The organism is Pantoea sp. RCC30.1 (genome assembly GCF_058148845.1).
On sequence record NZ_JBXUHX010000038.1, the window covers coordinates 1 to 16,819 of the forward strand.

Genomic DNA, 16,819 nt, shown 5'->3' on the forward strand with positions numbered 1-16,819 from the left:
TGCCAGCACTTTGAAAATGCGCAGCAGCGCAGCGGTTTTCCAGTCACCTTCGCCTGCGAAGCCATAACCCTGACCCATCAGACGCTGAACCGCCAGACCTGGCAACTGGGTCATGCCGTGCAGCGTCTGGAAGTTGGTGGTAAAGGCGTGGCAGCCTTCCGCTTCCAGGAAACGCTTCAGACCGAGTTCGATACGCGCAGCATCCAGTACGTTCTGACGTTTTTCACCGCCTGAAGCGGCGACATCGGTAAAGCGATAAAGGCTTTCATATTCATCGATCAGCGCATTCACGTCGCCATCGCTGACGCCATTGATTACCTCGACCAGATCGCCAACGCCCCAGCCATTCACTGAGTAACCGAACTGAATCTGTGCGGCAACTTTATCGCCTTCGGTCACGGCCACTTCACGCATGTTGTCGCCAAAGCGGGCGACTTTCAGCTGCTGGCTGGCCTGTTTAGCCAGAGCCGCCCGCATCCAGTTGCCCAGACGCTGCTGACTGGCGCTGTCTTTCCAGTGACCTGTCACCACGCTGTGCTGCAGGCCCATGCGCGCGCCGATGAAACCGAACTCGCGGCCGCCGTGCGCGGTCTGGTTCAGGTTCATAAAGTCCATGTCCATGCTGTCCCACGGGATCTCGGCATTGAACTGGGTGTGGAATTGCAGCAGCGGCTTATTCAGCACGCTCAGGCCGCCGATCCACATCTTCGCTGGAGAGAAGGTGTGCAGCCAGGTAATGATCCCGACGCACTGCTTGTCATAGTTTGCGTCGCGACACAGGGCCAGCGCTTCATCCGGTGACTTCACCAGCGGTTTCAGCTCCAGACGCACGGGTAAACCGGCCTGATTTAACCCGTCGACGACCTGACGCGCATTCTGTTCAACCTGGCGTAACGTCTCCGCCCCGTAGAGGTGCTGTGTGCCGATGACGAACCACACGCTGTAGCTGTTTGACTGTTCCATAAAACCACTCCTTTACTTAGCGGAAGCGGGGCGGGCGGCGTATTGCGGTTCAGCCGTCACGCACCATTGTTGATAGCGTTGATAAAGTTGTTGATAGCGAGCGACACGCGCCGGATCGGGCTGCAGCGTCACGGCAATCGGGCTGGCCATGACCTGCTGTGCATCAGGGACGCTGGCGTGAACACCGGCGGCGACGGCGGCGAAAATGGCCGCACCCAGCGCACAGCACTCGTCAGAGGCGACGATATCCAAAGGCCGGTTCATCACATCGCAGCAGGCCTGCATAATCGCCGGGGATTTCCGCGCAATGCCGCCGAGGGTCAGAATGCTCTCGACCGGGATCTGCTGCTGCTCGAAGCACTCCATAATGGCGCGCGCGCCAAATGCGGTTGCCGCGACCAGACCGCCAAACAGCGCGGGGGCATCGGTGCCCAGATTCAGGTCGGTAATCACCCCTTTCAGACGCTGATTAGCATTCGGCGTGCGACGACCGTTAAACCAGTCGAGTACCACGGGCAGATGGTCGAGCTGCGGATTCGCGGCCCAGGCCTCGGTCAGATCCTTAATCAGATTCTTTTGCATCTCAGCCAGCTGAGGCTTCAGCTCCGGATGCTGCTGCGCCGCCAGTTGCAGTGGCCAGCCCAGTAAGCGACTGAACCAGGCGTAGATATCACCAAAGGCAGACTGACCCGCCTCCAGCCCGATAGCGCCCGGCATGACGCTGCCATCGACCTGACCACAGATGCCCTTGATGTCGCGATCGCCGACCTTTTCCGCGTCAGCAATCAGGATGTCGCAGGTTGAGGTGCCAATCACTTTCACCAGCGTATAAGGTTTGGCTCCGCCACCCACGGCCCCCATATGGCAGTCAAACGCGCCACCGGAGAGCGTGACGGTCTGCGTCAGGCCAAGACGCTGCGCCCATTCGGGGCTGAGCGTGCCGACCGGCAGATCCGCAGTCCAGGTATCCGTAAACAGAGGCGAGTCGAGCTGCTGCGTTAACAGCGGGTCGAGCGCATTCAGGAAATCGACATCGGGCAGACCGTTCCAGTCGCCATGCCACAGCGCTTTATGCCCGGCGGCACAGCGGCCACGACGCAGTTTGTCTGGCGCGGTGGTGCCGCTTAACAGGGCAGGCACCCAGTCGCACAGTTCGACCCAGGAGACGGCGGCCTCACGCACGGCCGCATCTTCACGCGACACGTGCAGAATCTTCGCCCAGAACCACTCCGAGGAGTAAATGCCGCCAATAAAGCGGCTGTAATCCTGGAAGCGGCCGCTGTGGCACAGCTGATTAATCTCTTCCGCTTCTTCTATAGCGGTGTGATCTTTCCACAACACGAACATCGCGTTGGGGTTCTCAGCGAACTCCGGACGCAGCGCCAGCACGTTGCCGTCGCGGTCAATAGGCGCCGGGGTTGAGCCGGTGCTGTCAACGCCAATGCCGACTACGGCGTTGCGCTGATCTTCACTCAGTGCATTCAGCACACCGAGCAGCGCCTGCTCCATAGCGTCGATGTAATCCTGTGGATGGTGACGAAAACGGTTAGTGTGCGGATCGCTGTATAAGCCCTGTTGCCAGCGCGGATAGCTGAACACCGCACTCTGCAGCTCTTTGCCGCTATGACAATCCACGGCCAGCGCACGCACCGAATCACTACCAAAGTCCAGCCCAAGGCTGATGGCTCCAGCACGCATCGGAATCTCCTGTAGTTAGTTAACTCCTGTATCCTGGGTTCGGCGCGCCAAATCAGTTAGTCATCGCTGGCTGACAATATGCACTTTTCTGTCATCGGCAGTGATTTTGTGATCCATTGCAAAAGTTAAGGTCCGGTTAAATTTGCTGAATATATGGATCATTTTGTCGTGATTTTAAGATGTGATACCGCTCTACATTTTTCTTCGCTAATACCGCTAAAACTAGCCCAGCGTCTGGACAGTCTGTCAGCACATGCCAGCCTAACGCACTGATTTATGGCTGTACCCACAAAACAAAACAAACTGGTAGCGTTTACACCGATTCGTTATTAGCAGCGAAAAATAACCTGGTACCGGAGAGCATCATGCATAAATTCACTAAAGCATTCGCGGCCATCGGCCTGGCAGCGGTTATGTCACAATCCGCTATCGCCGAGACCATGAAGCTGGGTTTTTTAGTCAAGCAACCAGAAGAACCCTGGTTCCAGACTGAATGGAAATTCGCCGATAAAGCGGGCAAAGATCTTGGCTTTGATGTCATTAAAATTGCCGTGCCGGATGGTGAAAAAACCCTCAATGCCATCGACAGCCTGGCGGCGAACGGCGCAAAAGGGTTTGTCATCTGTACGCCCGATCCGAAACTCGGCTCTGCCATCATGGCGAAAGCGCGTGGCTACGGTCTGAAAGTCATCGCAGTGGATGACCAGTTCGTCACCGCCAAAGGCAAGCCAATGGACACCGTGCCACTGGTAATGATGGCGGCCACCAAAATTGGTGAACGTCAGGGTCAGGAACTCTATAAAGAGATGCAGAAACGCGGCTGGGATGTGAAAACCACCGGCGTGATGGCCATTACCGCGAACGAACTCGACACCGCCCGTCGTCGTACCGGCGGCTCAATGGACGCGATCAAAGCCGCTGGCTTCCCGGCAGCCCAGATCTATCAGGTCCCAACCAAATCTAACGATATCCCCGGCGCGTTTGACGCCGGTAACTCCCTGCTGGTGCAGCATCCTGAAGTCAAACACTGGCTGATTGTCGGCATGAACGACAACACCGTGCTGGGCGGCGTACGTGCCACCGAAGGTCAGGGCTTTAAAGCGGCTGACGTAATCGGTATCGGCATCAACGGCGTGGATGCCATCAGTGAACTGTCAAAAGACAAGGCGACCGGCTTCTACGGTTCGCTGCTGCCAAGCCCGGATATCCACGGCTACAAAAGCAGCCAGATGCTCTACAACTGGGTCAGCAAAGGTGAAGAGCCACCGAAATTCACCGAAGTTACTGATGTGGTGCTGATCACCCGTGACAACTTCAAAACTGAACTGGCGAAAAAAGGACTGATGTAAACCTGAGCCTGTCGGGCTGTTCGCAGCCCGGCATTCTTAATAGCCCATTTCGCGTCGCCCGCCATAACAGGCCGGTGGCGCGAAAGAGTGAGGATTAACATGAACACTGATTCAGCATTTCTGTCGTTTCATGGCATCAGTAAAACCTTCCCTGGCGTGAAAGCGTTGCAGGATATCTCCTTCGACTGCCGTGGCGGTGAAGTCCATGCTCTGATGGGCGAGAACGGCGCAGGCAAATCGACGCTGTTAAAAATACTCAGCGGCAGTTATCAGCCGAGCGGCGGTGAGATTCGCATTAAAGGCAAGCCGATGAGTTTTCAGCGCACGACTGATGCGCTGGACGCGGGCGTTGCCATTATTTACCAGGAACTGCATCTGGTGCCGGAAATGAGCGTGGCGGAGAACATCTATCTCGGCCAGATCCCGCACAAACATGGACTGGTCAACCGTAAGCTGATGCGTTTTGAAGCGGGCGTTCAGTTGAAAAACCTGGGCATGGATATCGATCCCGATATGCCGCTGAAATACCTGTCGCTGGGGCAGTGGCAGATGGTGGAGATTGCCAAAGCGCTGGCGCGCAATGCGCGCATTATCGCCTTTGATGAGCCAACCAGCTCCCTGTCGGCGCGTGAAATCGACAACCTGTTCCGTGTCATCCGCCAGCTCCGTGAGGAGGGCCGGGTGGTGCTCTACGTTTCACACCGCATGGAAGAGATCTTCGCCCTCAGCGATGCGATCACCGTGTTTAAAGATGGCCGCTACGTGCGGACGTTTACTGACATGGCCAACACCCATCACGACGATCTGGTGCAGGCGATGGTGGGACGTAACCTGGGTGATATCTATGGCTACTCACCGCGTCCCAAAGGGGAAGTGCGGCTGGAACTGGACAAGGTCGAAGCGAAGGGCGTGCGTACACCCATTTCGCTGAAAGTTCATGCCGGTGAAATCGTCGGGCTGTTTGGCCTGGTCGGTGCCGGACGCAGTGAACTGCTGAAAGGGCTGTTTGGCGGCACGCGTCTGCGTGGCGGCCAGGTGATTCTGGACGGCAAACCCTTGCCGCTGCGGGAGCCTATCGACGCCATCCGCGCCGGCATCATGCTCTGCCCGGAAGACCGCAAAGCTGAGGGCATTATTCCGGTGCACTCGGTGCGTGACAACATCAACATCAGCGCCCGTCGTCACAATCTTACCGCCGGATGCCTGATTAAAAACGGCTGGGAAAACAAGAATGCCGACAGCCATATCCGTTCGCTGAACATCAAAACGCCCAGCGCCGATCAGTTGATCATGAACCTCTCCGGCGGTAACCAGCAGAAGGCGATTCTGGGACGCTGGCTCTCCGAGGATATGAAAGTGATCCTGCTGGATGAGCCAACGCGCGGTATTGATGTCGGTGCCAAACATGAAATTTATAACCTGATTTATCAGCTGGCGAACCGGGGCATTGCGGTGCTGTTCGCCTCAAGCGATTTACCGGAAGTGATGGGCCTGGCCGATCGCATCGTTGTGATGCGTGAAGGTGCCATTGCCGGTGAACTGCTGCACGACGACGCCACGGAGCAGCAGACGCTGAGCCTGGCGATGCCCAAAACCACTCAAGCGGCCGCCGTGGCCTGACAGGAGATCATCATGGCTTCATCCACGACCTCAAATACGCCGCAGCCCGCTTCACGCGGTGGCCTGCGGTTAGGTCGCATCTGGGACAACTTCGGCATGCTGGTGGTATTTGCACTGCTGTTTATTGTCTGTGCGATTTTTGTGCCGAACTTCGGCTCGTTTATCAATATGAAAGGCTTAGGGCTGGCGATGTCGATGTCCGGCATGGTCGCCTGCGGCATGCTGTTCTGTCTGGCCTCCGGTGATTTTGACCTGTCGGTCGCTTCCGTCATCGCCTGTGCGGGTGTCGTCACCGCCGTGGTGATCAACATGACCGAAAGCCTGTGGATTGGTGTGGCAGCCGGTCTGGTACTCGGCATGATCACCGGCTTTATCAACGGTTTTGTGATTGCCCGGCTCAAGATCAATGCGCTGATCACCACGCTGGCGACGATGCAGATCGTACGCGGCCTGGCTTATATCTTCTCTGACGGTAAAGCCGTCGGTATCGAAGATGAGCGCTTTTTTGAACTCGGTTTTGCCAACTGGCTAGGCGTACCCGCGCCAATCTGGCTGACGCTGGCCACTATGTTGATCTTCGGCTTCCTGCTCAACAAAACCACCTTTGGCCGTAATACCCTGGCGATTGGCGGTAATGAAGAGGCGGCGCGCCTGGCCGGTGTGCCGGTGGTCCGTACCCGCATCATCATTTTTATCCTTTCCGGTCTGGTTTCAGCGGCGGCGGGCATCATCCTTGCGTCACGTATGACCAGCGGCCAGCCAATGACCTCAATCGGCTATGAGCTGGTCGTCATTTCTGCCTGCGTACTGGGTGGCGTTTCGCTGAAGGGCGGTATCGGTAAAATTTCTTACGTGGTAGCAGGGGTCTTAATCCTCGGCACTGTAGAGAATGCGATGAATTTATTGAATATCTCGCCATTCTCACAGTATGTGGTGCGCGGTCTGATACTGTTAGCTGCGGTGATTTTTGATCGTTACAAACAGAAAAAAGCCTGATTGAGCGAGCCTTTGGCCCGCAGAGGCAGACGCCTCTGCGGGCTATCCGAACAATAACAGACTGAGTGAGGACGCTATGTATCACCGCGAATTACCGGCCGAGCAGCAAAACCCTCTGTTGCCAGGCTATTCATTCAATGCCTGGCTGGTGGCGGGGCTGACGCCCATTACCGCTGATGGTCCGCTCGATTTCTTTATCGATCGCCCGCACGGCATGAAAGGTTACATTCTGAATCTCACCATTAAAGGCAAAGGGCGGGTATTCGACGGCGAGCGGGCATTTGACTGCGAACCGGGTGAAATGCTGCTGTTTCAGCCAAAAACCGCCCACTATTATGGTCGTGCGCCGGACAGCCCGCAGTGGTTTCACCGCTGGGTCTACTTCCGTCCGCGTGCTTACTGGCATGACTGGCTACGCTGGCAGGACGAGCAGGAGGGCGTGGGACGTCTGTTGCTGCCGGAATCCCTGCGGGGTGAATTCGACCGCCTGTTTGCCAGTATCGAACAGACCCACAATTCGGGTCGCCGCTTTGCGGAAGAGCTGGCGATGAACCTGCTGGAGCGGCTGCTGCTGCGTGCCGTTGAAGAAGATCCGCGTAGTCATCAGCTAATTCGCGATCCGCGCGTGATTGAAGCCTGCCAGTATGTGACCAACCATCTCGCCAGCGAGGTGAAGATTGAAGAGGTGGCGCGTCACGTCTGCCTGTCACCGTCGCGGCTGGCGCACCTGTTCCGCGAGCAGATGGGTGTAAACCTGCTGCGCTGGCGTGAAGATCAGCGAGTTATTCGCGCCAAACTGCTGCTGCAGACCACTCAGGAACCGATCGCCTCGGTAGGGCGTGAAGTGGGTTACGATGACCAGCTCTACTTCTCGCGCGTGTTCCGCAAGCGTGTTGGCGTCAGCCCCAGCGACTTCCGCCGCCGCAATCAGGACGCGCACGACAGCCTGGCAGCACAGACGGCCTGGCCCCTGGCGCGGAGTGCTATCTCTTAGTTTTTTCGGGGGATTCCTCCTTGTCCTCACCTGGTTAATAGTCTTAAATCAATCAGGTTAGCGACTAAGAGGAATCAAAATGAGCGATAAATTACGTGTTGGTCTGATCGGCTACGGTTTTGCCAGTAAAACGTTTCACGCCCCGCTGATTGCAGGGACGCCGGACGTCGAGCTGGCAGCCATTTCCAGTAGCGACGCCAGCAAAGTCCACGCCGACTGGCCTGCCGTTAAGGTGGTAGCCGATCCTCAGGCGCTGCTGGACGACCCTACGCTGCAACTGATTGTTATTCCTACCCCCAACGACACCCACTTCCCGCTGGCTAAAGCGGCCCTGAACGCCGGTAAACATGTGGTGGTCGATAAGCCGTTTACCGTGACGTTGTCACAGGCGCGCGAACTGGATGCGCTGGCAAAAGCCAAAGGTTTGCTGCTATCGGTGTTCCATAACCGCCGCTGGGACAGTGACTTCCTGACGCTGAAATCCCTCCTTGAGGCAGGCTCACTGGGTGAAGTGCGCTATTTCGAATCGCACTTTGACCGCTTCCGTCTGGAAGTGCGTAATCGCTGGCGCGAAATGAAGGGCGCAGGCAGCGGAATCTGGTATGACCTGGGGCCACATCTGCTGGACCAGGCGCTGCAGCTGTTTGGCCCGCCGGTCGCTATCAATGTCGACCTGGCTGAGATGCGTCCGGGCGCGCAGACCACCGACTACTTCCACGCCACGCTGACCTATCCGCAGCGCCGCGTGGTGCTGCACGCCAGCATGCTGGTGGCGGCAGAATCTGCCCGTTATACCGTCCACGGGACGCGCGGCAGTTACGTCAAATATGGTCTGGACCCACAGGAAGATCGCCTGAAGTCGGGGGATTTCCCGCCGCAGGAGGACTGGGGTTATGACATGCGCGACGGCACGCTGACGCTGGTTGACGGTGAGTCACTGACCGAAACCACACAGCTGACTCAGCCGGGCAACTATCCCGCTTACTATGCGGGCATCCGCGATGCGATTGCCGGACGCGGTAACAATCCGGTAACGGCGGAAGAGGCGATTCAGGTGATGGAACTGATCGAACTGGGTCTGCAATCCGCTGAGAAACGCCAGACGATGTCGTTGAAGCGCGTCTGATCTGTAGGTGCTTAATGCAGAAAGCAGAACGGGCCGGTTATCCGGCCCGTTTTATTAGCAGCGCCAACTGCAAGACCAAGCCAGCAGATTACTGCACGCGGGCGCGGATAGCCGCTTTCTCAGCCTCGCTGAGGAAGGCAATCGTCAGACCATTCTCCTGCGCCTGACGCATCTGCGCCGCGCTCAGACCGGCAGCCGGTGCGGCGTGCTGATACTCATGCGCCAGCTCAATGCCCTGAACTGCCGGATCATCCGTGTTGATGGTCGCCAGAATGCCATGCTCCAGAAAGGTTTTCAGCGGATGCTGCGCCAGTGATGGCACTGTGCTGGTCTGAATATTGGAGGTCAGGCAGGATTCAATACCAATCCGGTGCTCCGCCAGGAAATCCATCAGCGCGCGATCTTCAATCGCTTTAACGCCGTGACCGATACGCTCAGCACCCAGCTCCCGAATTGCCTGCCAGATGCTTTCTGGTCCGGCCGCTTCGCCTGCATGCACGGTAACGCGGAAGCCGGCGTCGCGCGCCTGAGTAAAGTGGCTCAGGAACTCGCTGCCCGGGAAGCCCAGCTCATCACCCGCCAGATCGACAGCGGTAATGTGATCGCGATGAGCAAGCAAAGCTTCCAGTTCGCCGAGGCAGGCATCTTCGCCAAAGGTGCGGCTCATAATACCAATCAGACGCACATCAATATCGTGCTGCTGACGGCCTGCGCGCACGCCTTCGATCACCGCTTCAACCACACCGGCAATCGGCAGGTTGTGGGTCATCGCCATATAGCCAGGAGAAAAACGCAGTTCAGCATAGTGAATGCCCGCGCGGGCGGCATCTTCGACATTCTCCTGCGCGATCCGGCGGCAGGCATCCAGATCACCCAGTACTTTCACACCCCAGTCGAGCTTCTGCAGGAAGCTCACCAGGTCAGGCTCATTCTCGCCGACCTGCACATGCGGACGCAGCGTCTCCAGCGTGGAAGCAGGCAGGGTGAGGTTAAACTGGCGACCTAAATCGAGAATGGTTTGTGCACGGATGTTGCCATCAAGGTGGCGGTGAATATCAGTCAGAGGAATATTAGAATCGATCATGGCGCACTCGCTCAGTTGTCGGTGAAGTGCAGAGCATTATAAAAATATCTTGCGCAACAGCGCCAGCTATTTGCGCAACAGTCGCGCCGGATGCTGCTTAATTACCCATAACCGGCGAGTGAGAGCCACTTCGCCGATCGATGTCAGCCCTGCAACTGATGTATTGCCGCAATGAGGCGCGAAATGCCATCTTCAACCTTACTCCGCGGACAGCCAACGTTTAGACGCAGAAACCCTCTGCCTGCATCACCGTAGGTTGAGCCGGGCATAATCGCGACCCGTTGCTGGATCAGCGCCTGTTGCAGCGCTTCTTCAGCAATGCCGAGCGGATTGATATCGATCCAGGCGAGATAGGTCGCCTCGGGAATGTGCCAGTCAAGAGCGGGAAACTCAGTGTTGAGCCTACCGGCAACTCGCGTGAAATTGCCGTAAAGATAACTGCGCAGCGCATCCAGCCACGGTGCGCCCTGTCGGTAGGCGGCAACGTGTGCCGTGACGGCCAGCACTGCCGGAGACGAAAGGCCATCAGCATTTTTCAGCGCCTGAAACCAGGCTGCTCTGTCCGCCGCATCCGGGATGATGCCCCACGCACCCGTCAGGCCCGGCACGTTGAAGCTTTTCGACGCCGAGGTAAACAGCGCCCAGTCACTGCGCGCCACGCTGGCCCACGGAGTATGGGGCTGGTTACCCATTACCATATCCATATGGATTTCATCGCTGATCACCCGCACGCCGTGACGATCACAGAGCGCCGCCATCTGTTGCAGCTCCGTTGCCGTCCAGACTTTGCCGGTGGGATTGTGCGGGCTGCAGAGCAACAGAACTTTGCAGCGCGGGCGCGCCAGTCGCGTCTCCAGCGCGGCCATATCACAACGCCAGCGCCCGTTATCCCGCTGCAATGGCATCTCCAGCACCTGTCGCTGATTGCCGCGCACAGTTTTATAAAAAGCATCGTAGGCGGGAGTGTGGAGCACCACTTCATCATCCGGGTTGCTCCAGCGGCGCAGCATCTGCGCCACCATATAGATCACCGATGGGCCATAAACCAGCGTGTCAGCATCGGGCTGGTAGCCGAAACGGCTTGTCATCCAGTGGCAGCAGGCGGAAAGAAAATCGTCATGCTGCCAGCGACTGTAACCCAACACGCCGTGTGCCACGCGCTGGGCCAACGCCTGCTGAACCGCTGGTGCTGTTCTGAAGTCCATATCTGAAATGGTAAATGGCAACAGATCGGATACGCCAAAGCGGTCAGCCACAAAATCCCACTGCGTAGACCAGCTGCCACGGCGATCGATGACGTCGTCAAAGTTAAACATTATCGGCTCCAGCGCATTATGCAGTCACGTTCATCAGGTGTGAAAGTTCATCTTTCACCGACTGTACCTGCGGGCCAATGACCACCTGCAGGCTGGTCTGGTTGAGATGCACAACCCCAATCGCGCCGTTGGCTTTCAGCGCCGCATCGTCCACCTTACTCATATCCGCCATGGTTAAACGCAGACGCGTCAGGCAGTTGTCCAGCGAGGTAATATTCTCAACGCCGCCCAGCGCCGCCAGGATAGCCGGAGAGTTATAGCCCGATTTACCTTTACCGGCATTGCTGACCTGCTGCGCAACCGCACTGGCATTTTCTACTTCCCGGCCCGGCGTTTTGATGTTGAAGTGCAGAATGGCGAAACGGAAAATCAGGTAGTAACCGGCAAACCATATCGCTGCAACAACCGGTACCCAGTACCACTTTGTCGACAGGCCGTGTAGTACACCAAACACCACAAAGTCGATGATATTGCCGTCTGTATTACCGATAGTGACCCCGAGTATCGCCATGATGCTAAAGCCAACGCCGGTCAGCAGGGCGTGGATCAAATAGAGGAAAGGGGCGACAAACAGAAACAGAAACTCGATCGGTTCAGTGGTGCCGCCGACCACGCAGGCCACTACGCCGGAGATTAACAGGCCTTTGATCTTATGGCGATTCTCCGGGCGGGCGCAGTGATAGATGGCCAGGGCGGCACCTGGCAGGCCACCGAGGAAGGCAGGCATTTTGCCCTGTGACAGGAAGCGGGTCGCGCTTTCAGCAAAACCGTGGGTTTCCGGGCAGGCGAGCTGCGCCTGGAAAATGGTTAAGGCACCGCTGACGCTCCTGCCGCACACATCCAGTGTGCCGCCCGCATCGGTAAAGCGCATGATCGCCACCAGAATATGCTGCAGGCCAAACGGCAGTAGCAAGCGTTCGCCGGTACCAAAAATCATCGGGCCAAAGTCACCCGCGCTATTGATCATCCAGCCTAAACCGGTAATGCCCCGTGCGAAAAATGGCCAGATCAGCGGCACGACCAGCCCCATTAAACCAATCACCAGCGTTGTGATAATCGGCACAAACCGGGTGCCGCCAAAAAAGGCCAGCGCATCGGGTAGTCGGATGTTATGGAAGCGATCGTGTAGCCAGAACACGACGATACCCACAATCACCGCACCCAGAATGCCGGTATCGATCGACGGGATCCCCATGATCGGCTGAACGTTATTCGCTTTCAGCAGGGCGGCATCAGTGGTCGGCAGAATGCCATTGATATTTAGCCAGAAGTTGATGCTGAGGTTTAACACGGCATAACCCACGAAACCGGCAAACGCCGCAACACCTTTATTTTCGCGCGCCATACCCAGCGGAATCGCAATGGCGAACATCACCGGCAGATAGCTGAAGGCGAACGATCCCAGCCTGGCCATCCACAGAAAGAGATATTGAAGCCAGGAGTGATCAAGCACAGGCAACAGAGTCAGAACGTCATGGCTGCTCAGTGAACTGCCAATCCCGAGCATGATGCCGCAGAATGAGAGCAGGGCAACCGGCAGCATAAAGGTTTTCCCCAGACTCTGGAAAAATTCCCAGACGGACATTTTTTGGTGAGAGGGTGACATGAACGCTCCTGGATAAGAGGACCACTGAGTAAAGTGGCGGGATGATAAAACGTTTTACCTGGATCTTATGCGCGCTAAATCACAATCCTAAGGTCATGGGTGATATTATTCTGACGTCATAAGGTGTAACGTTTTACCTTATTTTCTAATGCTGTAGTTCAGTTGAGTAATCTGATGAGTAAAATCACCATCAATGATGTTGCGGCGGCGGCGGGCGTGTCGGTGACCACGGTATCGCTGGTGTTATCCGGTAAAGGACGGATCTCTGTGGCCACCATGGCGCGCGTGAACGAGGCCATTGAGCAACTCGGTTTCGTCCGTAACCGTTCCGCGACCATGCTGCGTGGCGGTGAGAGTGGTGTGATTGGATTGATCGTCCGCGATCTCAGTCAGCCGTTTTATGCCGAGATGACGGCAGGTCTGAGCGAAGCGCTGGAAAAACAGGGTAAATTGCTGTTTCTGACGCAAAGCGGTGCGCAGGGACAGCATCTGCATCGCTGCTTTGAATCACTGGTCGCTCAGGGGGTGGATGGCATCGTGCTGGGAGGCGGTGCCGATAAGGCCAGCCAGATTGTGACGCGAGCCAGAGAACTGAATATGGCGTTAGTCTGCGCTGCGCGCGCCAGTAGTCTTGAGGAGGTCGACGCTATCCGACCCGATAATGCTCAGGCTGCACGGCTTGCCACTGAATACCTGATTCGTCAGGGACATCAGCGGATTGCCTGGCTGGGCGGTCATAGCGCTTCACTGACGCGGGCGGAACGGCTTGGCGGCTATTGCGCCACCCTGCTGCAATATGGTCTGCCGTTCAGGCCTGAATGGATTATTGAATGCGGCAGTACCCAGAAAGAGGCGGCTGAAGCGGCGGTCCAGCTGTTTCAGCACCATCCCCGATTGACCGCTGTGCTGGCTTACAATGCCCCTACCGCGCTGGGGTGTTATTTTGGGCTGATGCGCACCGGGCGCACATTTTCCCGTGGTGCAGTCGACAGCTATTACGATCAACAACTGGCTTTAATGGGATTTGGCGATGAACCACAGGCGGAACTCACCGATCCACCTCTGACGTTTGTCACCAGTTCCGCACGGGAGATTGGCCGCGTGGCCGCAGACCGTATCCTGCAGCGGATGGCGCATCCTGACGCCGCCCGGCAAAACGTGATTATGCCGCCACAGCTGGTTATTCGCGGGTCGGCATAAAAAAGGCGACCCGGAGGTCGCCTTTGATAGAAGACAGCTCAATTACTGTGGCATGCCTTCGCTGGTGGGCATTCCCAGCATATAGCGGGACATGAACTGCTCCAGCGTCATTTTGTCGCCGTTCATGTTCACCTGACCGTTGGCGTACTGCAGGCTGGTAACGATGTTGTTATCCTGCTGCTGAGTCAGGCGGAACATCTGACCCATCGCCGCCAGACCTTTCACCTGCTGATCCGCCAGCTTTTGAGCGTCATCAGCCTGATAACCCTCAGCCAGTCCCACTTTATGCATGGTTTCGGTCGCCATCGGCATATTGATAACCAGCTTGCTGTCCAGGCTCTTCAGAACCCGATCAACCATAGCGCTAAGGGTTTGTGCTTCACCGGTTACGGCAGAAGGGTCGTTGAAGCTGGCGGTCAGATTAAAGGTGCTTTCACCTTTATCATTTTTCCAGCTCAGCGGGGCGATGCTGATGGATGGCGATCCTTTTAGCAGCATCGGCAGATTGCTCATCAGAATCTGCTGCACGCCCGCCTGATAGCGGATAGGATCTTCCGCGACGCCAGGCTGGCTTAGCAGTGCCTGCATCTGTTCGTTATAACGATCAGAGAAGGCTTTGACCGCCTTCGCGTCAAACTGGGACAGCTTCATCTTCAGCGCTGCCTGACCAAAGTTCTGCTTCTGCAGCTGAACGCCTTCAACCTTGTAGTCGATATCGCCACCAATCTTACCGGCGCTGTTATCGAAAGAGGAGGTGCCTTTCATTTTGTTCAGCGTCAGGGCGTCCTGACCATTGATGCTGGCGTTAACCTTCTCAATATTCACTGACTGGTCGCCGATACGCACGCCTTCGGGGCTGAGGTGCGTGTTACCGCTCAGCTTCAGACCATTGATGGTGAACAGCACCGGCTGGCCCATCTCATTTTTACTGGTCAAGGCCAGGCTATCAACGTCACTGTCCAGTGACACTTTATCGCCTTTATTATCCGCGCTGACATTGAAGGTGCCGCCATTGGTGGCCAGACGTTCGCCGGTTTGCGCATTTTGATAATCAACCGGCAGGACACGCAGCGCCGTATCGGTAGCACCGCTATAGCCGATGCGGGTATCTGCGTTAATCAGCGATTTGTTGCCGGTCAGCTCAAACAACTTCTTCACCGCATCGGTGTTAGCCAGTTCGGTATGAACCGACGCCATGCTCGGGATCAGATTGAAATGCTTCAGCTGCGCAAACGGAAAAGGACCATGATCGATGGTCTCATTAAGAATGATGCTCTGACCCGGCTTCAGCAGCGGATTATCTTCCGTCTGCGAGTTAGCCTGAACCACCAGATTCACCTTGCTGCTGAACACGCCGCGCTGATAGTCCTGATAGCTGATCTTCAGTCGGCTGTTAGGGGCATAAGCATTCAGCTGGGCATTGGCGTTCTGCACCAGCTCATCCCTGTGGCTTTCAATTTGTTTGCCGGTGAACCATGCCGCGCCAGTCCAGATTACGCCCAGTGCGATGATCACACCTACGGCAACATTGGTCTTTTTCATTGCTGATTCGTCCTTATCCTTGAGTCCGCTTATGCCGCAGGTTTACCCCAGCGACTGAAGAAAAACGCCCGCAGGCATTTAAAAGCTAATAGGTTGAAATAATAGCAGTTAACAGGCACTCCGTCAGCCGCTTCACCCTAAGTCGTTAAACACCCTCGCCAGTCGGCCTGTACCCGCGACGGTTACCGGTGATTCGCTGGCGGCAATGAAGCAGGATTCACCCGGTTTCAGCGTCACCTGCTGCTCGCCTTTGGCGATCACTGCCTGGCCTTCGATACAGAACAGCAGGGCGGCGCTCTCCTGCGCCAGCGACTGCGGTTCTGCGTTCAGACTATGAATGGCAAAGGCGAAATCTTCGACCGGAATCGGGAAGCGCAGCGCGTTGCCTTGTTGCTCCGGCTCGGTCAGCAGCGCACTGGCTGGCTTTTCCTCAAACTTCAGGTTAGCCATAAGCTCGGCGATATCGATATATTTCGGAGTCAGACCGGCCCGCAACACGTTATCGGAGTTTGCCATCACCTCCAGCGCCACGCCTTTCAGATAGGCGTGCGGGGTTTCAGCGTAGAGGAACATCGCCTCGCCCGGTTGCAGGGTGATCACATTCAGCAGCAGCGGTGAAAACAGGCCGCTGTCGTCAGGATACTCTGCCGCAATCATGCGGATGGTTTCCCACGGCTCGCCCTGTTGCGCATCAAGCGCGGATTTCAGAACGCCCAGCGCCAGCGATTTCGGCTCGCCCGCCAGTGACAGCAGGGTAGAGAACAGCGCAGCCAGCGTCTCCTGATCGGGATGTTGCAGAAAATGGGCAATTTGCGGATGTGCGCCCGCGACCGGTTCCAGCAGTGAAACCATCTGTGTCAGGGTGCGAAAGCCATTCATCGCCTGGAAAGGGGTCAGCGCATAGACCAGTTCCGGCTTGTGGTTGGCATCTTTATAGTTACGCTCTGCCGCACTCAGTGGAATACCCGCCGCATTCTCACGGGCAAAACCCACTTCAGCCGCGTGTTTGCTGGGATGAACCTGAATCGACAGCGGCTGATCGGCACACAACACCTTGAACAGGAAAGGCAGTTCACCAAAACGGTGCGCCACCGCCTCACCGAGCATGGCGGCAGGCGCGGCATCAATCACGTCACGCAAAGAACGCTCGCTGCCCTGATCCATCACGGTGGAGGGGCTTTTCGGATGTGCGCCCATCCAGAGTTCCGCCATCGGCAACCCCTCCGGATTCGCAATGCCATAAAGCTCCATCAACGCAGTTTTGCTGCCCCACGCGTAATTTTGCAACGAATTGTTCATTTTTTGCATCGTATAACCCTTTATCA

Annotated in this window: 13 protein-coding genes; 6 read left to right on the plus strand and 7 right to left on the minus strand. The window is 56.7% G+C overall.

Annotated elements, in window-relative coordinates; all coding sequences use genetic code 11:
* Positions 1-963 (minus strand): L-arabinose isomerase family protein (locus AC2LB6_RS21690; protein ID WP_490095090.1); only part of this gene is annotated, 963 nt, incomplete at its 3' end.
* Between the two features lie 12 nt (positions 964-975).
* On the minus strand, positions 976-2,661 hold the full coding sequence (locus AC2LB6_RS21695; RefSeq protein ID WP_490095091.1) for a ribulokinase: 1,686 nt from the start codon (positions 2,659-2,661) through the stop codon (positions 976-978).
* A gap of 365 nt (positions 2,662-3,026) precedes the next feature.
* On the opposite strand from AC2LB6_RS21695, the gene AC2LB6_RS21700 reads away from it, so the two are divergent.
* From AC2LB6_RS21700 to AC2LB6_RS21720, 5 genes are all read left to right on the plus strand, one after another.
* The gene (locus AC2LB6_RS21700) at positions 3,027-4,010 is read left to right on the plus strand and encodes an arabinose ABC transporter substrate-binding protein (protein ID WP_003853437.1); all 984 of its coding nucleotides are present in this window, start codon (positions 3,027-3,029) and stop codon (positions 4,008-4,010) included.
* 99 nt (positions 4,011-4,109) lie between these two features.
* Positions 4,110-5,630: an L-arabinose ABC transporter ATP-binding protein AraG gene (araG, locus tag AC2LB6_RS21705; RefSeq protein ID WP_003853438.1), complete on the plus strand. Its 1,521-nt coding sequence runs from the start codon at positions 4,110-4,112 to the stop codon at positions 5,628-5,630.
* Positions 5,631-5,642: 12 nt separating this feature from the next.
* Positions 5,643-6,626, plus strand: a complete 984-nt coding sequence (gene araH, locus AC2LB6_RS21710) for an L-arabinose ABC transporter permease AraH (protein ID WP_090961315.1) — start codon at positions 5,643-5,645, stop codon at positions 6,624-6,626.
* Positions 6,627-6,702: 76 nt separating this feature from the next.
* Positions 6,703-7,620, plus strand: coding sequence for an arabinose operon transcriptional regulator AraC (gene araC, locus AC2LB6_RS21715; RefSeq protein WP_003853440.1), 918 nt, complete (start codon positions 6,703-6,705; stop codon positions 7,618-7,620).
* A 79-nt stretch (positions 7,621-7,699) separates the two neighbouring features.
* A complete protein-coding gene (locus AC2LB6_RS21720) occupies positions 7,700-8,746 on the plus strand; it encodes an oxidoreductase (protein ID WP_490095092.1) in 1,047 nt (348 codons plus the stop codon).
* A gap of 88 nt (positions 8,747-8,834) precedes the next feature.
* On the opposite strand, the gene add is transcribed toward AC2LB6_RS21720, so the two are convergent.
* The 3 genes from add to malX form a co-directional block, all read right to left on the minus strand.
* Complete coding sequence (gene add / locus AC2LB6_RS21725) at positions 8,835-9,830, minus strand: adenosine deaminase (RefSeq protein WP_490095093.1); 996 nt, start codon at positions 9,828-9,830, stop codon at positions 8,835-8,837.
* Between the two features lie 143 nt (positions 9,831-9,973).
* Positions 9,974-11,146 (minus strand): MalY/PatB family protein, encoded by a 1,173-nt coding sequence (locus tag AC2LB6_RS21730; protein ID WP_490095094.1) that lies wholly within the window; start codon positions 11,144-11,146, stop codon positions 9,974-9,976.
* Between the two features lie 16 nt (positions 11,147-11,162).
* A complete protein-coding gene (gene malX / locus AC2LB6_RS21735) occupies positions 11,163-12,752 on the minus strand; it encodes a maltose/glucose-specific PTS transporter subunit IIBC (protein ID WP_490095095.1) in 1,590 nt (529 codons plus the stop codon).
* Between the two features lie 174 nt (positions 12,753-12,926).
* On the opposite strand from malX, the gene malI reads away from it, so the two are divergent.
* Positions 12,927-13,952 carry a Mal regulon transcriptional regulator MalI gene (malI, locus tag AC2LB6_RS21740; protein ID WP_490095096.1) on the plus strand — a complete coding sequence of 342 codons (1,026 nt, stop codon included), beginning with the start codon at positions 12,927-12,929 and terminating at the stop codon, positions 13,950-13,952.
* A gap of 42 nt (positions 13,953-13,994) precedes the next feature.
* Here the strand turns inward: malI and AC2LB6_RS21745 are convergent, their stop codons facing one another.
* Together AC2LB6_RS21745 and manA are read right to left on the minus strand one after the other, a co-directional pair.
* Entirely contained in the window at positions 13,995-15,494 is a 1,500-nt protein-coding gene (locus AC2LB6_RS21745) for a YdgA family protein (RefSeq protein WP_490095097.1), read from the minus strand.
* Between the two features lie 132 nt (positions 15,495-15,626).
* The gene (gene manA, locus AC2LB6_RS21750; RefSeq protein ID WP_490095098.1) at positions 15,627-16,802 is read right to left on the minus strand and encodes a mannose-6-phosphate isomerase; all 1,176 of its coding nucleotides are present in this window, start codon (positions 16,800-16,802) and stop codon (positions 15,627-15,629) included.
* Between the last annotated feature and the right edge of the window lie 17 nt (positions 16,803-16,819).

Excerpts from the sequence above, each read along its gene's own strand:
- AC2LB6_RS21695 (WP_490095091.1), bottom strand. The coding sequence starts at position 2,661 with ATGCGTGCTGGAGCCATCAGCCTTGGGCTGGACTTTGGTAGTGATTCG.
- AC2LB6_RS21700 (WP_003853437.1), top strand. The coding sequence starts at position 3,027 with ATGCATAAATTCACTAAAGCATTCGCGGCCATCGGCCTGGCAGCGGTT.
- araG (WP_003853438.1), top strand. The coding sequence starts at position 4,110 with ATGAACACTGATTCAGCATTTCTGTCGTTTCATGGCATCAGTAAAACC.
- araH (WP_090961315.1), top strand. The coding sequence starts at position 5,643 with ATGGCTTCATCCACGACCTCAAATACGCCGCAGCCCGCTTCACGCGGT.
- araC (WP_003853440.1), top strand. The coding sequence starts at position 6,703 with ATGTATCACCGCGAATTACCGGCCGAGCAGCAAAACCCTCTGTTGCCA.
- AC2LB6_RS21720 (WP_490095092.1), top strand. The coding sequence starts at position 7,700 with ATGAGCGATAAATTACGTGTTGGTCTGATCGGCTACGGTTTTGCCAGT.
- add (WP_490095093.1), bottom strand. The coding sequence starts at position 9,830 with ATGATCGATTCTAATATTCCTCTGACTGATATTCACCGCCACCTTGAT.
- AC2LB6_RS21730 (WP_490095094.1), bottom strand. The coding sequence starts at position 11,146 with ATGTTTAACTTTGACGACGTCATCGATCGCCGTGGCAGCTGGTCTACG.
- malX (WP_490095095.1), bottom strand. The coding sequence starts at position 12,752 with ATGTCACCCTCTCACCAAAAAATGTCCGTCTGGGAATTTTTCCAGAGT.
- malI (WP_490095096.1), top strand. The coding sequence starts at position 12,927 with ATGAGTAAAATCACCATCAATGATGTTGCGGCGGCGGCGGGCGTGTCG.
- AC2LB6_RS21745 (WP_490095097.1), bottom strand. The coding sequence starts at position 15,494 with ATGAAAAAGACCAATGTTGCCGTAGGTGTGATCATCGCACTGGGCGTA.
- manA (WP_490095098.1), bottom strand. The coding sequence starts at position 16,802 with ATGCAAAAAATGAACAATTCGTTGCAAAATTACGCGTGGGGCAGCAAA.